Below are 15,898 nucleotides of genomic sequence, written 5' to 3'. Positions count from 1 at the left end.
CCTCCTGGCGTCGTCAGCCGTCATCCATACTGACGAAGGCAACGTACACAAAGTTGAGTCTATTCCACTCAAGGCGGATTGACCATGGCCACACACTCCCTCGATCCGGGTGCCCCGGACCCGGCGTTCCTCAGCTTCTGGCGCGAACGGCACCTGTGCACCCTGACGACCCCGCGTCCGGACGGCAGCCCGCATGTGGTCCCGGTGGGGGTGACGTACGACCCGGAGGCACGGCTGGCCCGGGTGATCACCAACAGGACGAGCGCGAAGGTGCGCCATGTGCGGGCGGCCGGGCCGCAGGGGGAGCGGGTGGCCGTCTGCCAGGTGGCCGGCAGACGGTGGGCGACGCTGGAGGGCCGGGCCTTCGTGCGGACCGAGCCGGAGCGGGTGGCGGAGGCGGTACGGCGGTACGCCGAGCGCTACGAGCGGACGCCGGCCCCGAATCCGGACCGCGTGGTCATCGAGATCGAGCTGACCCACGCGATGGGCAACGCCCGCCGGCCCGCGTGAGCGCGCGGCCGGGGACACGCGCGAGGAGCGACTCGAGGGCCGCTTGAGGGCCGGGATCCAGGCGCGGGTTTCGGCCAACCGCCGATCCACCCGAAACCCGTGGATAACAGCAGGAAACACAGCGGCGTCACCGTGTTCAGGTCACGGTGACGCCGCTGCGGGGGGAAGCACCTGAGCGATCTTTTACGACGGGGGAATCGCGTCAGGCACTGCGGGGGGTGGCCGAGATGGTCATGGGGTCCGGGGTCTCCGGCTCCGCCAACCGGTGGTCGCGCTGGTCGAGGTTCACAAAGATCATTCCGTACCGGATGGCGCAGCGCACGGGCTGCGGCGCACCCCGGGGCCGGCGCAGGCACCGGTACGCCCGTACGTCCCCGTCCTCGTCCCGGGTGACGACGACCGGCTCACCGAACACGGTGACCATGAGCGAGTCACCGTTGTGGGGGATGGCGGTGGCCAGGTCGATGAAGTGCCAGCCGGAACGGTACGCGGTGGCCATTTCACGCCGGAAGGACCGGTCGTCGGGTGGGGTGGTCATGCGTCCGCGCCCGCCGGCTCCGACCAGCCGACGTCCTCGCCGCCGGCCACGACGCTCCAGCCGACGTCGCCGGGCGCGGCCTCGACGGACCAGCCGACGTCCCCGGTCACCGCCGCCGCGCTCTCCACCTGGGCAGGGGTCCGCCAGCCGACGTCGAGAGGACCGGCCGCACCGAAGGCCAGCGCCAGAGCAACGACGGCAGTAGCAAGCACCGAGCGAAGCATTCTCTTATTCATGGTCGGCTTCGTCCTCACTTGATGGCTTCCTCTCCCCCGCGAAACAAGACGATGGCTCATTCAGGCACGTCAATGCCACCGGGGAGATGCATCATGTTCCTGCACGTTCAGGACCCTGGGGGGTGGAGATTTGTCACCGAAGAGCACAAACCCGACACATCCTCACGGCATCACTGAGCTGTGCGCCGACGGATCGCGGTTGTACGCCGCGGCCCTCAGCTCCGGACGAATAGCGCGCGACGAGGTCAAGCCCGCTCCCTGCCTGCTTGAGTTCGCCCTGCTCCACCCCGACCCCGATGACGCGAACTGGCTGCGCCCCGTCCCCCCGTCCATCGTGCTGGCCCAGCAACTCCAGCCGCTGGAACGGGAGATACAGGACCGGCGGCGGCTGACCGTCGACCTCACGGACACCTTCCAGCCCTTCCTCGCCATCAGTGCCCAGCAACCGGCGGCCACGCACGCCATCACCGTGCTGGAGGGCATCGACCGGATCCACGCCGCGCTGGACGTGGCGATAGCCGAGGCCCGCACCGAGGTGCTGACCGTACAGCCCGGCGGCAGCAGGCCGGAGCACATCCTGAGCCAGGCGCTCAAGCGCAGCAAGCCGCTGATCGAGCGCGGGATATCGGTGCGCACCCTCTACCAGCACACCGTGCGGCACAGTCAGGCCACCTTCGCGTACATGGACAAGATGGCCGGCGCGAAGGTCGAGATCCGCACGCTGGAGGAGCTGATCGAACGGCTCATCATCTGTGACGCCACGGTCGCCTTCATCCCCGCCCAGGACGACCGCCAGGTCGCCCTGGAACTGCGCCACCCCGGACTGGTCCAGTACCTCATCAAGGTCTTCGAGCAGTTGTGGCAGCGGGCCGTGCCGCTGATGGAGGAAGTGCCGTACGAGTCCACGCCGGAGGGCATCACCGGCGTCCAGCGCTCCATCGCGAAACTGCTCATCGAGGGCCACGTCGACGAGGCCATCGCCCGCCGCCTCGGCATGAACGTGCGCACCTGCCGGGCCCACATCGCCAAGCTCGCCGCCGCCCTCGGCAGCGGCAGCCGGGCCCAACTCGGCTATCTCATCGCCCAGTCGGGGATCCTGGAGCGCGACCGCTAGGGCCGGTCGTACCAGCGGGGGGAGCGGCCCGCGGCGCCGTCGGTGGCGCTGCCGCGGCTGCCGTGCGCCGTCGAGGACGGCATCGGACCGGTGACCGGAGAAACCCCGCGAGCGCCCCTGGAGGCGTCTGAGGCGGGCGTGGACGGCTCGGGAGTGCCGTGCGGGTCCGGTGGGGCCCCAGGGCGTCCGTCGGGGCCTGAGGGGCGGGCGCGGGCCTTCCCGGGTGCCGCGCGTGGCGAGGGGTGCGTCCACGCGCCCGCTGCCGGCCCGTTCCTCCGCTCAGCGGACCCCCGGCGACTCCCGCCCCGGGACCGTGAGGCCCGCCGGGCGCGGTGGGCCGTCCAGGCCGACCTGGGCGATGCGGACGCCGAGCTGGGTGCGGCTGGCCGCGCCCAGGGTTTCGCAGAGGCGGGCGATGTGGGCGCGGCAGGTGCGGACGCTGATGCCGAGGCGTTCGGCGATCACCGCGTCCTGGTGGCCCTCGGCGAGCAGCGCGGCGATGGACTGCTCGCGGTGCGAGATGCCCTCGATGCCGGTGTCGGGCAGGGCCGCGGTGAGGGGGACGGCCAGGCGCCACAGGCGTTCGAAGACCGTCACCAGGTAGGCCACCAGGCCGGGATGGCGCAGTTCCAGGGCCATCGTGCGGTCGGGGTTGGCGGGGATGAAGGCGACCGTGCGGTCGAACAGGATCAGCCGCTCGATGACCTCGTCGAGGGTGCGCGCCTCGACCGCGTCGCCCATCAGCTCCAGGTAGTTGAGCAGCCCCTGCCCGTGCCGGGCGACGTGGTTGTACAGGTCCCGCATCCGCACGCCCCGCCCGCGCAGCGCCAGTGCCCGGTGCAGGCCCTCGGACAGCTCGTGCTCGCGCCGGATGCCGCCGGGCTGCACGGTCAGCACCTCGGTCGTGCACGCCGCCGTCGCCTCGTCCAGCGCCGCCTGGATGCGCGCCGGCCCGTCCAGCACCCGGATCGCCGCCGTACCCTCACCGCCGGCCGCGGAGGCCGCCGTACGGCCGCCCAGGCCCGCGTACCACTCGACGGCGGCCACCGCCGAGCCCACCCGCCGCTGGCTGGCGCTGATCTCGTCGTACACGCCGCGCAGCAGCCGGGTCATGACCTCCTGCGGGGAGGTGGGCACCAGCCAGTCCATGTCGTCGGGATCGGGGTGCAGCAGCGCCAGCTCCAGCAGGCAGGGCACCGACTCGGCGTCGCGGCGGGGCACGCGGCCGCGCCGTACGGCCCGGGAATACACCCGATCCCCGGCCTCGCACAGTCGGTCAGCACCGTGTGGATGCTCGTCCGTCCCGTGCCCGGCCATCGCCCATCCCACCCCCGGTTTCCACGTCTTCCGCAGCGCAACTATGCGCGGAGCGCACCTGCTCCGCAACACGCCTCTTCCCCCTGTGACCGCTGGAAAGCACCGGTATGCAGGTGTTCGCCCCCACCCCGGTCCGTCACATTCCGACAACAGATCGCGACAGCTCGTTGCCCACGGCGCGCGTGCCGTCCCCCACGCCCCTCGCCCGTACGGGCTTACGGGAAGGGGAGTTCACGGCCGTACGGCGTGAACTCCCCTTGACGCGCGTCCGGACGACGCCGCGGGCGCCGGCTAGCTCAGGCCCAGCTCCGCGCAGGCCGCCTTGTACGGCCCGGCGCAGATCTCGGACACCTTGTAGATGCCGTCGGAGACGACGGTCTGCTTGATGTTCTGCCGGGTCAGCGCGACCACGGACACCAGCTGCGCCGGAATGTCCTTGTGGGTGGGGCTGTCGACCCGGTCGCGGGTCAGCGCGTCGAACTGGATGTCCTTGCCCTGCACCTTGGCGACGGCCATCTCGGCGGCGGCCTCGGCCTCGGCCGGGTAGGACTTGTAGACGCTCATGTACTGCTCGCCGCTGACGATCCGCTGCACGGCCGCCAGCTCGGCGTCCTGCCCGGTGACGGGCGGCAGCTTGGTCACCCCGGCGGCCTTCAGCGCCTTGATGACGCCGCCGGCCATGCCGTCGTTGGCGGAGTAGACGCCGGCGATGTTGCCCGCGCCGAGCACCTCGATCGCCTTGGCCATGTTGGCCTGGGCGTTCTCCGGCTTCCAGTCCTTGGTGTCGAAGGACGAGGCGATCGTCACCCGGCCGTTCAGCTCGGACAGCGCGCCCGCCTTGAACTGCTTGGCGTTCGGGTCGGTGGGCGAGCCGTTCATCATGACGATCTTGTCGGAGGTGTCGACGTCCGGGCCCATCGCCTCCAGCAGGGTGCGGCCCTGCACCTCGCCGACCAGCTCGTTGTCGAACGAGATGTACGCGTCGATCGGGCCCTCGGCCAGCCGGTCGTACGCGATGACCGGAATGCCCGCCTCCTTGGCCTTCTGCACGCCGGCGGCGATGGCGTGCGCGTCGACCGCGTCCAGCAGGATGACGTCCACCTGGTCGTCGATCATCTGCTGCAGCTGCTGGGCCTGCTTGGCGGCGTTCTGCTCGGCGTTGGCGTACGCGACCTTGCCGCGCCTGTCGGTGAGGGAGGCGACCTTGTCCCGGATGATGGGGTAGTCGAACTTCTCGTACCGGGTGTTCGCCTTCTCCGGGAGCAGCAGACCGACCGTGAGGTCGTCGCCCTTGGTCGGTGTCGCGTCGCCTCCGTCGCTTGTCGCGTTCAGCACACCGCAGCCGGCGAGCGACAGGGCCAACGAACACGCGGCCACGGACATGGCGATACGACGACGCATGGAGGAGCTCACTTCTAGGTGTCTTCCGGGGGTGTCTTCCGGACGGGGGCGCACCCTTGCGACCCATGTGACTGAAAAGCCAACGCGGCGTCGGGCCCCAGCGTCAAGCAAAACTACTTAACGAGATGACAACACCACATTCCGCTTCGTCTCGTACAACCCATCAGGCCCCGCGGGAGTCATAACCCCTACGGCCGCCGCACGGGGCGGCTCGATTTCGACCGAAGGACCGAACGAACTCGGCCAGCCGCGCCACCCCCACAGGCCTGACACTCCTTCACGATGTGCGCGAGCCGGGGCAGGCCGGGCACAACGGACGAAGGGCCCGGAGGTGTCGTACCTCCGGGCCCCGCACGCGTGCGCCGCTTCGTCAGTCCGGCTGCTGCTGCCGCTTCGGCCGCCACACCACCAGCGCGCTGGACTGCTGTACCTCCTGGTACGGCACCAGGTCGCGCCGGTAGGAGGCGTGCACCGCGGCCTCGCGCTGGCGCATGGCCGCCGCCGCGCCGTCGAGGGCGGCCTCCAGCTCCGCGACCCGGGACTGCAACGCCGCGACCTGGTTCTCCAGTTCGATGATCCGCTTGATGCCGGCCAGGTTGATGCCCTCGTCCTGCGACAACTGCTGCACCTGGCGGAGCAGTTCGATGTCACGGGCCGAGTAACGGCGGCCCCGGCCGGCGGTGCGGTCCGGGGAAACCAGGCCCAGTCGGTCGTACTGGCGCAGGGTCTGCGGGTGCAGGCCGGACAGCTGGGCCGCCACCGAGATGACGTAGACCGGCGTGTCCTCGGTCAGTTCATACGGAGGAAAACCCCCGCGCTGGCGGGGACGACGGCCATCCATCTGACTCATGCTCCCTTCGCGGCCTGGAACAGCTCCGCCCGCGGGTCCTCGCCCGCGGTCGCCTCGCGATACGCCTCAAGCGCGTCACGAGCCTTCCCCGACAGGTCCTTCGGAACACTCACCTCCACGGTGACCAGCAGGTCACCGCGGGTGCCGTCCTTGCGGACCGCGCCCTTGCCCCGGGCCCGCATCGTACGGCCGTTCGGCGTGCCGGGGGGCAGTTTCAGGGTGACGGCCGGGCCGCCGAGGGTCGGGACCCGCACCTCGCCGCCGAGCGCCGCCTCCGCGAAGGTCACGGGGACGGTGACGGTGAGGTTGTCGCCCTTGCGGCCGAACACGGGGTGCTCCTTGACGTGGACCACCACGTACAGGTCGCCCGCCGGGCCGCCGCGCTCGCCCGGCGCGCCCTTGCCGCGCAGCCGGATGCGCTGCCCGTCGGACACCCCGGCGGGGATGCGCACCTGCATGGTGCGCGACGACTTGGCCCGGCCGCTGCCCTTGCAGATCTCGCAGGGGTGCTCGGCGATCAGGCCGCGGCCCTTGCAGTCGGGGCAGGGGTCGGTGAGGGAGAAGCCGCCGCCGGAGCCGCGCGCCACCTGCCCGGTGCCGACGCAGGTCGGGCACACGCGCGGTGTGCCGTTCTTGTCGCCGGTGCCGGAGCAGGCCTTGCACGGCGCCTGCGACGACATCCGCAGCGGGACGGTGGCGCCCTCGATCGCCTCGGTGAAACTCAGGGTGACCTCGGACTCGATGTCCTGGCCCCGCCGGGGCTGGGTGCGCGTGGCGCCCGCGCCGCCCCGGTTGAACAGGCCACCGAAGACGTCGCCGAGTCCGCCGCCGAAGCCGCCCCCGCCCTGGGCGCCGCCGAAGAGGTCGCCCAGGTCGAAGTTGAAGGTGGCGCCGCCGGCGCCGGGACCGGGCCGGAAGCCGCCGTTGCCGAAGAGCGCGCGCGCCTCGTCGTACTCCTTGCGCTTCTTCGGGTCACCGAGGACGTCGTTCGCCTCGGAGATCTCCTTGAAGCGTTCCTCGGCCTTGGCGTTGCCCTTGTTGGCGTCCGGGTGGAACTCGCGGGCGAGCTTCCGGTACGCCTTCTTGATCTCGGCCTCGGTGGCGTCCTTGGGGACGCCGAGGACCTTGTAGTAGTCCTTCTCGATGAAGTCCTTGGTGCTCATCCCCGACGTCCCTCCTCTCCTGCGTACGCGATAACGTCAGCCCTCCTCCGGGCCACCGTTCTCCTTGTCGTCGGCCTTCTCCGCACCCTCCGCGCTCTGCTCGCCCTCGGCCTTGGCCGGCTGCGCGCCCGGCTGGGGCTCGGCGACGGCGACCCGCGCGGGGCGGATGGTGCGCTCGCCGATGCGGTACCCCGGCTGGAGGATCGCGACGCACGTCGTCTCCGTGACGTCCGGCGCGTAGGAGTGCATCAGGGCCTCGTGGATCGTCGGGTCGAAGGGCTCGCCCTCCTTGCCGAACTGCTGCAGGCCCATCTTCGCCGCCACGGTCTCCAGCGACTCGGCCACCGACTTGAAGCCGCCGACCAGTTCGCCGTGCTCGCGCGCGCGCCCGATGTCGTCGAGGACGGGCAGGAGCTCGGTCAGGAGGTTCGCCACGGCGATCTCCTTGACCGCGATCCGGTCGCGCTCGACCCGGCGGCGGTAGTTCTGGTACTCGGCCTGGAGGCGCTGGAGGTCCGCCGTGCGCTCGCTGAGCGCGGTGCGCACCTGGTCCAGCTGGGCCACCAGACCCGCTGTCTCGTTCGCGTCCCCGGCCGGGGCCGCCCCCTCCTCCGAGGTGGAGGAGTCGGCGGCCTTCGGCTCGGCGTCGTCAGGGGTGGCGCCGGAGGGGACGTCGGGCTTCTCCTCGAAGCCCGGGGTCTCCTCCGTCACGCCGCACCGTCCTTGCGCTCGTCGTCCACGATCTCGGCGTCCACGACGTCGTCGTCGGCCTTGGCCTCACCGGCACCGGCCGAGGCGCCGCCGGCGGCCTGCGCGGCCTGGGTGTCGGCGTACAGCGCCTGGCCCAGCTTCTGCGAGACGGCCGCGACCTTCTCGGTGGCGGTGCGGATCTCGGTGGTGTCCTCGCCCTTGAGCTTCTCCTTCAGCTCGGCGACGGCCTCCTCGACCTCGGACTTGATGTCGCCGGGGACCTTGTCCTCGTTGTCCTTGAGGAACTTCTCGGTCTGGTAGACCAGCGCCTCGCCCTGGTTGCGGGTCTCGGCGGCCTCGCGGCGCTTGTGGTCCTCCTCCGCGTAGCGCTCGGCCTCCTCGCGCATGCGGTCGACCTCTTCCTTCGGGAGCGAGGAGCCGCCGGTGACGGTCATCTTCTGCTCCTTGCCGGTGCCGAGGTCCTTCGCCGTGACGTGCATGATGCCGTTGGCGTCGATGTCGAAGGAGACCTCGATCTGCGGGACGCCGCGCGGCGCCGGGGGCAGACCGGTCAGCTCGAACATGCCGAGCTTCTTGTTGTAGGCCGCGATCTCGCGCTCGCCCTGGTAGACCTGGATCTGCACCGACGGCTGGTTGTCCTCGGCCGTGGTGAAGATCTCCGACCGCTTGGTCGGGATGGTGGTGTTCCGCTCGATCAGCTTGGTCATGATGCCGCCCTTGGTCTCGATGCCGAGGGACAGCGGGGTGACGTCGAGCAGCAGGACGTCCTTGACCTCACCCTTGAGGACACCGGCCTGGAGCGAGGCGCCGATGGCGACGACCTCGTCCGGGTTCACACCCTTGTTGGCCTCCTTGCCGCCGGTCAGCTCCTTGACGAGCTCGGCGACGGCGGGCATACGGGTGGAGCCGCCCACGAGGACGACGTGGTCGATCTCGTTGATGGAGATGCCGGCGTCCTTGATGACGTTGTGGAACGGCGTCTTGCAGCGCTCCAGCAGGTCCGCGGTCAGCTGCTGGAACTGGGCGCGGGTCAGCTTCTCGTCGAGGTGCAGGGGGCCCTCGGCGGAGGCCGTGATGTACGGCAGGTTGATCGAGGTCTCGGTGGACGAGGACAGCTCGATCTTCGCCTTCTCGGCGGCCTCGCGCAGACGCTGCAGCGCCATCTTGTCCTTGGACAGGTCCACGCCGTGCCCGGCCTGGAACTGCTTGACCAGGTAGTCGACGACGCGCTGGTCCCAGTCGTCGCCACCGAGGTGGTTGTCACCGTTGGTGGCCTTGACCTCGACGACACCGTCGCCGATCTCCAGCAGCGAGACGTCGAACGTACCGCCACCGAGGTCGAAGACGAGGATGGTCTGGTCGTCCTTGTCGAGGCCGTACGCCAGGGCGGCGGCCGTCGGCTCGTTGACGATCCGGAGCACGTTCAGACCGGCGATCTCGCCGGCCTCCTTGGTGGCCTGGCGCTCGGCGTCGTTGAAGTACGCCGGGACGGTGATGACCGCGTCGGTCACCTTCTCGCCCAGGTAGGCCTCGGCGTCCCGCTTCAGCTTCTGCAGCACGAAGGCGCTGATCTGCTGGGGGTTGAAGTCCTTGCCGTCCAGGTTGATCTTCCAGTCGGTGCCCATGTGGCGCTTGACCGACCGGATGGTCCTGTCGACGTTGGTGACGGCCTGACGCTTGGCCACCTCGCCGACCAGCACCTCACCGTTCTTGGCGAAGGCGACGACGGACGGCGTGGTCCTGGCGCCCTCGGCGTTGGTGATGACGGTGGGCTCGCCGCCCTCCAGAACGCTGACGACGGAGTTAGTCGTGCCCAGGTCGATGCCGACCGCACGTGCCATGGTTGATTCCTCCAGCGACTTGAGTGGAACAGGCTCAAGTGTGCCCCACACCATGCGCCGGGTCAACAGACCTGAGCCAACTGGGCTCAACTCTTATCCGTTCCTTACGCGCAAGTAACGTCCGACCTGCGGTGATGCCTCTCTGCGAGGGCTCCTGCACAGGAAAACGACCATCCCGAGGACCCCGACGAGGACCCACCACACGCCTCCCGCCCCCACCGACCCGGTGTGCACCAGCACCCCGACGGCCACCCCGCCGAGCGCGCATCCGGCCGTGACGACCACAGCCCCCTGGGCGGTCATCCCCCGCCGCCGCAGCCGGCAGGCGAACCCGTCGGGGGCCTCGGCGGGGGCGCGGCCGGGGGCGTCGCCGGGGATGCGCCCGGGGGTGTCGGCGAAGGGGCGTCCGGCAGTGTCGACGATGGCACGTCCGGGCGTGTCGGCGAAGGCACGACCCGGGGTGTCGGCGAAGGCGCGCCCGGAGACGTCGGCGAAGGCACGTCCAGAGACGTCGGCGGGGCCGCGCCGCCGGGAAGGGCCGATCGCCGCCGCCCGCCGCCGGTCCCGCCACCGCGCCCCCGCCGCGAGGGCCGGCTGGGCGACGGCCACCGCGGTGAGCGCGAAGAGGACCGCCGCCGATTCCCCGGGCTCGCGGCCCGCGCGGGTGAAGACGGCCGCCGCCGCGAGCAGGAACCCGGTGAACAGGGACCCGCAGGCGCCGAGGCCGATCCGCGCGGGCGGCCAGTTGTGCATCAGGAACCCGGTCAGCGCCGCCGCCAGCACGCTCAGCAGCACCGCGAGCCCGTCCATCACCTCCGCCGCCGCGCACACCCCCGCCCCGAAGGCGGTGACGACCCCGACGGTGCCCGCCAGCCCGTCCGCGTGGTCGAGCGCCCGGAAGGCCAGCGCGATCCCGGCGACCCAGCCGGCGGCCAGCACCCCGCCGAGCACGCCGGTCTCCTCGTACGGCATCACCCAGGCGGCCGCCACCGCCGTACCGGCGAACAGGGCGCGGGTCCGCAGCGGCCGTACGTCGGCCACGAGGCCCAGCAGCGCGATGCCGGCCGCGGCGGCGAGCAGCGCCGCGACGCCCTCGCCGAGCGGGGCGACCGCGGTGAGGTCGCCGAGCGTCGCCACGCCCGCGGTCGGCAGCACCACGGCGACCCCGCCGAGCAGCGGCAGCGGTCGGTCGCGGCGGCGCCGGTCCAGCAGGCCGAGGCGCTGCGCGGGGGCGCGCAGCAGGGCCGCGAGGAGGGCGGCGAGGACGAGGGCGGCGGTGGCGGCGGCAATCCCGTAGAGCACGGAACTAAAGTAGGGGCGAATGTACCGATTTGATACGAATAACACGATCGGTCGCCGCGAGGTCTCCCCCTCGCGCGCGGCCCGGTCGCCGTCGCCGTCACCGTCGCCCGCTGAGGCAACCCTCAGCGACTCAGATCACCCCGCGCCCGGCTACAGTGCGGCGGAAGATACGGGTAGTCTCAGACGGACTGCATAAGTTACCGCTTAGTAATCTCCCTCGCAGGCCCGAGGAGCCCCCATGCAACTCGCCGCGATCATCGTGTCGCTGGTCCTGACCGTGGTCGGCGTTGCGCTGCTCGCACGCGCCATCGGCCAGTTCGTCAGGTACTTCAAGCTGGGCCAGCCGGTCCCGGCAGGCACCCGGACGGACAACCCCTACCAGCGCAGTGTGACCCTGGTCCGCGAGTTCCTGGGACACACCCGGATGAACCGCTGGGGCATCATCGGCATCGCTCACTGGTTCGTCGCCATCGGCTTCCTGACGCTGCCGCCGACGATCATCACCGCGTACGGCCAGCTGTTCCGGGCCGACTGGACGCTGCCGGTGCTGGGCGGCTTCCTGCCGTACGAGATGTACATCGAGTTCATCGGCGCGATGACGACGCTGGGCATCGCCGTGCTGATGGTGATCCGGCTGCTGAACCTGCCGAGCCGGCCGGGCCGCAAGTCCCGCTTCGCCGGTTCGAAGATGGGCCAGGCCTACTTCGTCGAGTGGGTCATCCTCACCATCGGCCTCGCGATCTACGTGCTGCGCGCGCTCGAGGGCGCCCTGCACCACGTGGACCATTACGAGGCGGCGTACTTCGCGTCGTACCCGGTGATCATGGCCCTCGACGGGCTGAGCGTCAGCGCGCTGCAGAACCTGGTCTACCTGTTCGCGATGATCAAGCTGAGCACGACCATGATCTGGATGATCACGGTCTCGCTCAACACCAACATGGGCGTGGCCTGGCACCGCTTCCTCGCCTTCCCGAACATCTGGTTCAAGCGCAACGCGGACGGCTCGACGGCGCTCGGCGCCCTGCAGCCCATGACCTCCGGCGGCAAGCCGATCGACTTCGCGGACCCGGGCGACGACGACGTCTTCGGCGTCTCCCAGGTCGAGCAGTTCTCGTGGAAGGGCCTGCTGGACTTCTCCACCTGCACCGAGTGCGGCCGCTGCCAGTCGCAGTGCCCCGCGTGGAACACCGGCAAGCCGCTCTCCCCCAAGCTGCTGATCATGTCCCTGCGGGACCACGCCCACGCCAAGGCGCCGTACCTGCTCGCGGGCGGCGGCAAGACGATGGAGGGCGAGGAGAAGGCGTCCGAGGAGCAGCTGAAGGACGTCCCCGCGTCCGCCCTGGCCGAGGCCGAGCGCCCGCTGGTCGGCACGCTGGAGGAGAACGGCGTCATCGACCCGGACGTCCTGTGGTCCTGCACCACCTGCGGCGCCTGCGTCGAGCAGTGCCCGGTGGACATCGAGCACATCGACCACATCGTCGACATGCGCCGCTACCAGGTGATGATCGAGAGCGCCTTCCCCTCCGAGGCGGGCACGATGCTCAAGAACCTGGAGAAGAAGGGCAACCCCTGGGGCCTGGCGAAGAAGCAGCGCCTGGAGTGGACCAAGGAGGTCGACTTCGAGGTCCCGGTCGTCGGCAAGGGCATCGAAGACCTCTCCGAGGTGGACTACCTCTACTGGGTCGGCTGCGCCGGCGCCCTGGAGGACCGCGCCAAGAAGACCACGAAGGCCTTCGCGGAACTCCTCCACATCGCGGGCGTCAAGTTCGCGATCATGGGCGGCGACGAGAAGTGCACGGGCGACTCCGCCCGCCGCCTGGGCAACGAGCCGTTGTTCCAGGAGCTGGGCATGGAGAACGTGATGGCGCTGAACACGGCGTTCGGCGAGGAGCTGGACGACGAGGGCAAGGTCGTCCCGGAGTCCGCGAAGCCGAAGTCGGCGAAGAAGATCGTCGCCACCTGCCCGCACTGCCTCAACACGCTCGGCAACGAGTACCCGCAGCTCGGCGGTGACTACGAGGTCATCCACCACACCCAGCTGCTGCAGCACCTCGTGGACGAGGGCAAGCTGATCCCGGTGACCCCGGTCGAGGGCATCATCACCTACCACGACCCGTGCTACCTGGGCCGCCACAACAAGATCTACACGCCTCCGCGCGAGATCATCGGCAAGGTCCCTGGCCTGCGCAACGAGGAGATGCACCGCCACAAGGAGCGCGGCTTCTGCTGCGGCGCGGGCGGCGCGCGCATGTGGATGGAAGAGCGCATCGGCAAGCGCATCAACAACGAGCGCGTCGACGAGGCCCTGTCGGTCAACCCCGACATCGTCTCGACGGCCTGCCCCTTCTGCCTGGTCATGCTCACCGACTCGGTCAACGGCAAGAAGAACGACGGCAAGGCCAAGGAGTCCATCCAGGTCGTCGACGTCGCCCAGCTCCTGCTGGACTCCGTCAAGACCCCCACGGACCCGGAGGACCCGACGGGCCCCGCGGCCCCGGAGAACGCGCCGGAGCCGGAGCCGGTGAAGTAACGGCCCCTACGGCACATACGGCACCCCTGACGCCCCTACGTCGACTGCGACGTAGGGGCGTCGGCGTATCCGCTGCCGCCTAGGCCGGCTGCCGCAGCCGTGCACCGCGGCTCTCGGCGACGCGCACAGCGTCCTCAAGCGCCTCGGCCAACCGCTCGGCGAGGAACTTGAGCTGTGCGGCCGTGGCGTGGGGAAGGATGTCGTGGGCGTGGGCGAGGAGCTGGACGCCCATTCCGAGCTGGACCTGCTCCGTAATGTCGGCGAGCCGGGACACCGGTCCACCGGTGTCGTCAGTGATCAGATAACTCGCCTTGCCCTCGGTCCCCGCCCAGGGCAACAGCCTGGCGGTCCGCAACGGCGCATCGGAAGGTTCGGCTCCCATCAGGCCGCCTCCACCTCCATCGGCCTCTCCCGCCGCAGCCGTCGCTGCTCATGGAGGCAGAGATACGGACGCACGGCCACGGTGGCGGCACCGTCGAGGGGAGTGGGGAGGCCGTAGGGGCTGCGGTGCGCGGGGAGCGGTGGTTCCGGCTGCATCGGCGGCCCGTAGGCCAGGTGTGGCGGAAGGCCGTCGCGCCGATGCCGGCCGCGCGGTCGGTCGAAGGGGTTCACCCGCAGGAGGAGGCGGCGGATAAGGTCGGTCATGTCATCAGCTCCGGTTCGCTTCGGCTGGTGACCACACCCCCGGACGGCTCCACCCGTCGCGGGGGCCACTGCAACTCACAGCTCGGTCTACCGCAGTCTACCGCGGTCGCGCGGTCTACCGCAGAGTTTTAGCGTCCACCGCATGAGTCCCGAGCTTGATCGCACCCGTCCCGTTTGGCGGCAGGTAGCCGCAGTCGTCGCCGACCGCATCGCCGACGGGACGTATCCCGTGGGCAGCCGAGTGCCGTCTGTCGTCGAGTTGTCGACGGAGTTCGGTATCGCGGCCTCGACCGCCCAGAAGGCGCTGACCCACCTGAAGAACGAGGGACTCGTCCGCGCCGAGGTCGGCCTCGGCTCGTTCGTCAGTGATCGCCCCGTGCAGTCCCCGGACGGCACGGAATAACAGAGCCGCCACGAACCGTCGGCCACAGCGGAGGAACCATGAGCGCCAGCCGGTGGGTCAGCACCTCGATGCCTTACCTCACACCGCGCGGCGCACAGCACAACGGGGACGCCTGGAGCGCGGAGGCCGCCGCGCAGGACCGCCGGGGAACCCAGCGCATCCTCCACGCCGGAGAGGTGCCGCACCGACCCAGGTGGCACGGTTGTTCCGGATCCCGGACGGCGAGCCCGTCGTCGTACGCCGACGCCTGATCCTCCTCGACGACGAGCCGAACGAGCTGACCGACACCTACTACCCCACCGAGATCGCACGGGGAACCGCCCTGTCCGGTACCGCGAAGATCAAAGGAGGCGCCGTCACCCTGCTCGCCCGCCTGGGTCACGTCGGCGCGCGAGTCCGCGAGGACGTGACGGCCGGGATGCCCGACGAGGCGGAACGGCAGGCTCTCCACCTGACAGACCAGGAGCCGGTCCTACGGCTCACCAGACTCACCCTCGACCGGGACGACCGGCCCATCCAGGTCGACCGCATGGTGATGCCCGCCGGGCGCCAGCAGCTGCGCTACGAGATCAGAATCTGATGACCGTGCCCAAGGCCGAACCGGACGCCCACGACCGCCGATCGCTGCACGAACGCATCGCGGCCGACCTCCGCGAGGACATCATCGGCGGTGACGTGCCGCCAGGTGCCAGCCTCCCCTCCACCACCCAGCTCAAGGCCTGGTTCGAGGCCTCGAACGCGACCGTCCAGAAAGGCCCTGCAACCTCTCAAGGATGAGGGCCTGGTGGTCGGGCGCGCGGGCGCGGGGTGACCGTGCGCGAAGACCGCCAACGGTACGATCCGCCCCGCCGCCTCCCTGACACCGCCCACCGCCGACGCGCCCTACCCCTGGCTCACCGAGGCGGCCCGACACGGCACCGACGCCCGGATCACGCTTCTGGACGTGACCGAGGTGCGCCCGCCGGCGGATGTTCGCGCCGTTTTCGGCCTCCCGGACGAGGGGACGGCACTCCTCCGCAGCCAGCTCGTACTCATCGACGACGAGCCCGCCGAACTGGTCACGCCCACGGCACCCCGCTGATGGACCGCCGCCGCATCAAGGGCGGAACCCCCGCCCTCCTGACGGATTTGGGCCACCCACCTCACCGAAGCGTCGACCGCGTCTCGGCCCGCGTCCCCACGCAGGAACAGTTCCGGCTCCTGCGACTTCCGGGCCTGCCCGTCCTATGCCCCCTTCGCGTCGTCCACACCGAGGACGGACGCCCGGTCGAGGCAACGGTCATGGTGAAGGCGGGGCATCTGTACGAGCTGCAGTACGAGTTCACACCGGAGTGACC

15 protein-coding genes and 2 pseudogenes are annotated in these 15,898 nt (G+C 70.4%); 6 read left to right on the top strand and 11 right to left on the bottom strand.

Annotated elements, in window-relative coordinates; genetic code table 11:
- Window positions 1-84: 84 nt before the first annotated feature.
- Window positions 85-510 carry a TIGR03618 family F420-dependent PPOX class oxidoreductase gene (locus AB0K92_RS03575; protein WP_365919011.1) on the top strand — a complete coding sequence of 142 codons (426 nt, stop codon included), beginning with the start codon at window positions 85-87 and terminating at the stop codon, window positions 508-510.
- Between the two features lie 202 nt (window positions 511-712).
- On the opposite strand, the gene AB0K92_RS03570 is transcribed toward AB0K92_RS03575, so the two are convergent.
- Together AB0K92_RS03570 and AB0K92_RS03565 are read right to left on the bottom strand one after the other, a co-directional pair.
- On the bottom strand, window positions 713-1,048 hold the full coding sequence (locus AB0K92_RS03570) for a hypothetical protein (RefSeq protein WP_043502721.1): 336 nt from the start codon (window positions 1,046-1,048) through the stop codon (window positions 713-715).
- Window positions 1,045-1,260, bottom strand: a complete 216-nt coding sequence (locus AB0K92_RS03565) for a hypothetical protein (RefSeq protein WP_206313098.1) — start codon at window positions 1,258-1,260, stop codon at window positions 1,045-1,047. Before AB0K92_RS03565 ends, AB0K92_RS03570 begins: the two co-directional genes overlap by 4 nt.
- A gap of 154 nt (window positions 1,261-1,414) precedes the next feature.
- Here AB0K92_RS03565 and AB0K92_RS03560 point away from each other — a divergent pair, with 154 nt between their 5' ends.
- Window positions 1,415-2,398 carry a helix-turn-helix transcriptional regulator gene (locus AB0K92_RS03560; RefSeq protein ID WP_365919008.1) on the top strand — a complete coding sequence of 328 codons (984 nt, stop codon included), beginning with the start codon at window positions 1,415-1,417 and terminating at the stop codon, window positions 2,396-2,398.
- 279 nt (window positions 2,399-2,677) lie between these two features.
- On the opposite strand, the gene AB0K92_RS03555 is transcribed toward AB0K92_RS03560, so the two are convergent.
- The 7 genes from AB0K92_RS03555 to AB0K92_RS03525 form a co-directional block, all read right to left on the bottom strand.
- Complete coding sequence (locus tag AB0K92_RS03555) at window positions 2,678-3,715, bottom strand: LuxR C-terminal-related transcriptional regulator (protein WP_365919006.1); 1,038 nt, start codon at window positions 3,713-3,715, stop codon at window positions 2,678-2,680.
- A 291-nt stretch (window positions 3,716-4,006) separates the two neighbouring features.
- A complete protein-coding gene (locus AB0K92_RS03550) occupies window positions 4,007-5,116 on the bottom strand; it encodes a substrate-binding domain-containing protein (RefSeq protein ID WP_365919004.1) in 1,110 nt (369 codons plus the stop codon).
- A gap of 370 nt (window positions 5,117-5,486) precedes the next feature.
- The gene (locus tag AB0K92_RS03545) at window positions 5,487-5,966 is read right to left on the bottom strand and encodes a helix-turn-helix domain-containing protein (protein ID WP_277347410.1); all 480 of its coding nucleotides are present in this window, start codon (window positions 5,964-5,966) and stop codon (window positions 5,487-5,489) included.
- Window positions 5,963-7,129 carry a molecular chaperone DnaJ gene (gene dnaJ / locus AB0K92_RS03540; protein ID WP_365919002.1) on the bottom strand — a complete coding sequence of 389 codons (1,167 nt, stop codon included), beginning with the start codon at window positions 7,127-7,129 and terminating at the stop codon, window positions 5,963-5,965. Before dnaJ ends, AB0K92_RS03545 begins: the two co-directional genes overlap by 4 nt.
- Before the next feature lie 36 nt (window positions 7,130-7,165).
- On the bottom strand, window positions 7,166-7,840 hold the full coding sequence (grpE, locus tag AB0K92_RS03535) for a nucleotide exchange factor GrpE (RefSeq protein WP_365919000.1): 675 nt from the start codon (window positions 7,838-7,840) through the stop codon (window positions 7,166-7,168).
- Window positions 7,837-9,681, bottom strand: coding sequence for a molecular chaperone DnaK (gene dnaK / locus AB0K92_RS03530; RefSeq protein WP_166000746.1), 1,845 nt, complete (start codon window positions 9,679-9,681; stop codon window positions 7,837-7,839). The genes grpE and dnaK overlap by 4 nt, the downstream gene beginning before the upstream one ends.
- A 93-nt stretch (window positions 9,682-9,774) precedes the next feature.
- Complete coding sequence (locus AB0K92_RS03525) at window positions 9,775-10,983, bottom strand: MraY family glycosyltransferase (protein WP_365918997.1); 1,209 nt, start codon at window positions 10,981-10,983, stop codon at window positions 9,775-9,777.
- Between the two features lie 238 nt (window positions 10,984-11,221).
- Here AB0K92_RS03525 and AB0K92_RS03520 point away from each other — a divergent pair, with 238 nt between their 5' ends.
- Window positions 11,222-13,513 carry a (Fe-S)-binding protein gene (locus AB0K92_RS03520; protein ID WP_365918995.1) on the top strand — a complete coding sequence of 764 codons (2,292 nt, stop codon included), beginning with the start codon at window positions 11,222-11,224 and terminating at the stop codon, window positions 13,511-13,513.
- A gap of 79 nt (window positions 13,514-13,592) precedes the next feature.
- Here AB0K92_RS03520 and AB0K92_RS03515 read toward each other — a convergent pair whose 3' ends face one another.
- Together AB0K92_RS03515 and AB0K92_RS03510 are read right to left on the bottom strand one after the other, a co-directional pair.
- The gene (locus tag AB0K92_RS03515; protein ID WP_365918993.1) at window positions 13,593-13,895 is read right to left on the bottom strand and encodes a hypothetical protein; all 303 of its coding nucleotides are present in this window, start codon (window positions 13,893-13,895) and stop codon (window positions 13,593-13,595) included.
- The gene (locus AB0K92_RS03510) at window positions 13,895-14,158 is read right to left on the bottom strand and encodes a hypothetical protein (RefSeq protein WP_365918991.1); all 264 of its coding nucleotides are present in this window, start codon (window positions 14,156-14,158) and stop codon (window positions 13,895-13,897) included. The genes AB0K92_RS03515 and AB0K92_RS03510 overlap by 1 nt, the downstream gene beginning before the upstream one ends.
- A 142-nt stretch (window positions 14,159-14,300) precedes the next feature.
- Between AB0K92_RS03510 and AB0K92_RS03505 the strand changes: the two genes are divergently transcribed.
- The 3 genes and pseudogenes from AB0K92_RS03505 (at window position 14,301) to AB0K92_RS03495 (ending at window position 15,896) form a co-directional block, all read left to right on the top strand.
- Window positions 14,301-14,561 (top strand): winged helix-turn-helix domain-containing protein, encoded by a 261-nt coding sequence (locus AB0K92_RS03505; RefSeq protein ID WP_365918989.1) that lies wholly within the window; start codon window positions 14,301-14,303, stop codon window positions 14,559-14,561.
- 38 nt (window positions 14,562-14,599) lie between these two features.
- A pseudogene (locus tag AB0K92_RS03500) lies at window positions 14,600-15,141 on the top strand (UTRA domain-containing protein).
- A pseudogene (locus AB0K92_RS03495) lies at window positions 15,141-15,896 on the top strand (GntR family transcriptional regulator). Before AB0K92_RS03500 ends, AB0K92_RS03495 begins: the two co-directional pseudogenes overlap by 1 nt.
- The last annotated feature ends 2 nt before the right edge of the window (window positions 15,897-15,898 follow it).

It is taken from the genome of Streptomyces sp. NPDC052687 (genome assembly GCF_040678395.1).
In the GTDB taxonomy this organism is placed as follows: Bacteria; Actinomycetota; Actinomycetes; order Streptomycetales; family Streptomycetaceae; genus Streptomyces.
This window is presented reverse-complemented; position numbering and strand designations above follow the sequence as displayed.

Coding starts and splice junctions, on each gene's coding strand:
- AB0K92_RS03575 (WP_365919011.1), top strand. CDS start 85: ATGGCCACACACTCCCTCGATCCGGGTGCCCCGGACCCGGCGTTCCTC.
- AB0K92_RS03570 (WP_043502721.1), bottom strand. CDS start 1,048: ATGACCACCCCACCCGACGACCGGTCCTTCCGGCGTGAAATGGCCACC.
- AB0K92_RS03555 (WP_365919006.1), bottom strand. CDS start 3,715: ATGGCCGGGCACGGGACGGACGAGCATCCACACGGTGCTGACCGACTG.
- AB0K92_RS03550 (WP_365919004.1), bottom strand. CDS start 5,116: ATGCGTCGTCGTATCGCCATGTCCGTGGCCGCGTGTTCGTTGGCCCTG.
- AB0K92_RS03545 (WP_277347410.1), bottom strand. CDS start 5,966: ATGAGTCAGATGGATGGCCGTCGTCCCCGCCAGCGCGGGGGTTTTCCT.
- dnaJ (WP_365919002.1), bottom strand. CDS start 7,129: ATGAGCACCAAGGACTTCATCGAGAAGGACTACTACAAGGTCCTCGGC.
- dnaK (WP_166000746.1), bottom strand. CDS start 9,681: ATGGCACGTGCGGTCGGCATCGACCTGGGCACGACTAACTCCGTCGTC.
- AB0K92_RS03520 (WP_365918995.1), top strand. CDS start 11,222: ATGCAACTCGCCGCGATCATCGTGTCGCTGGTCCTGACCGTGGTCGGC.
- AB0K92_RS03515 (WP_365918993.1), bottom strand. CDS start 13,895: ATGGGAGCCGAACCTTCCGATGCGCCGTTGCGGACCGCCAGGCTGTTG.
- AB0K92_RS03510 (WP_365918991.1), bottom strand. CDS start 14,158: ATGACCGACCTTATCCGCCGCCTCCTCCTGCGGGTGAACCCCTTCGAC.
- AB0K92_RS03505 (WP_365918989.1), top strand. CDS start 14,301: ATGAGTCCCGAGCTTGATCGCACCCGTCCCGTTTGGCGGCAGGTAGCC.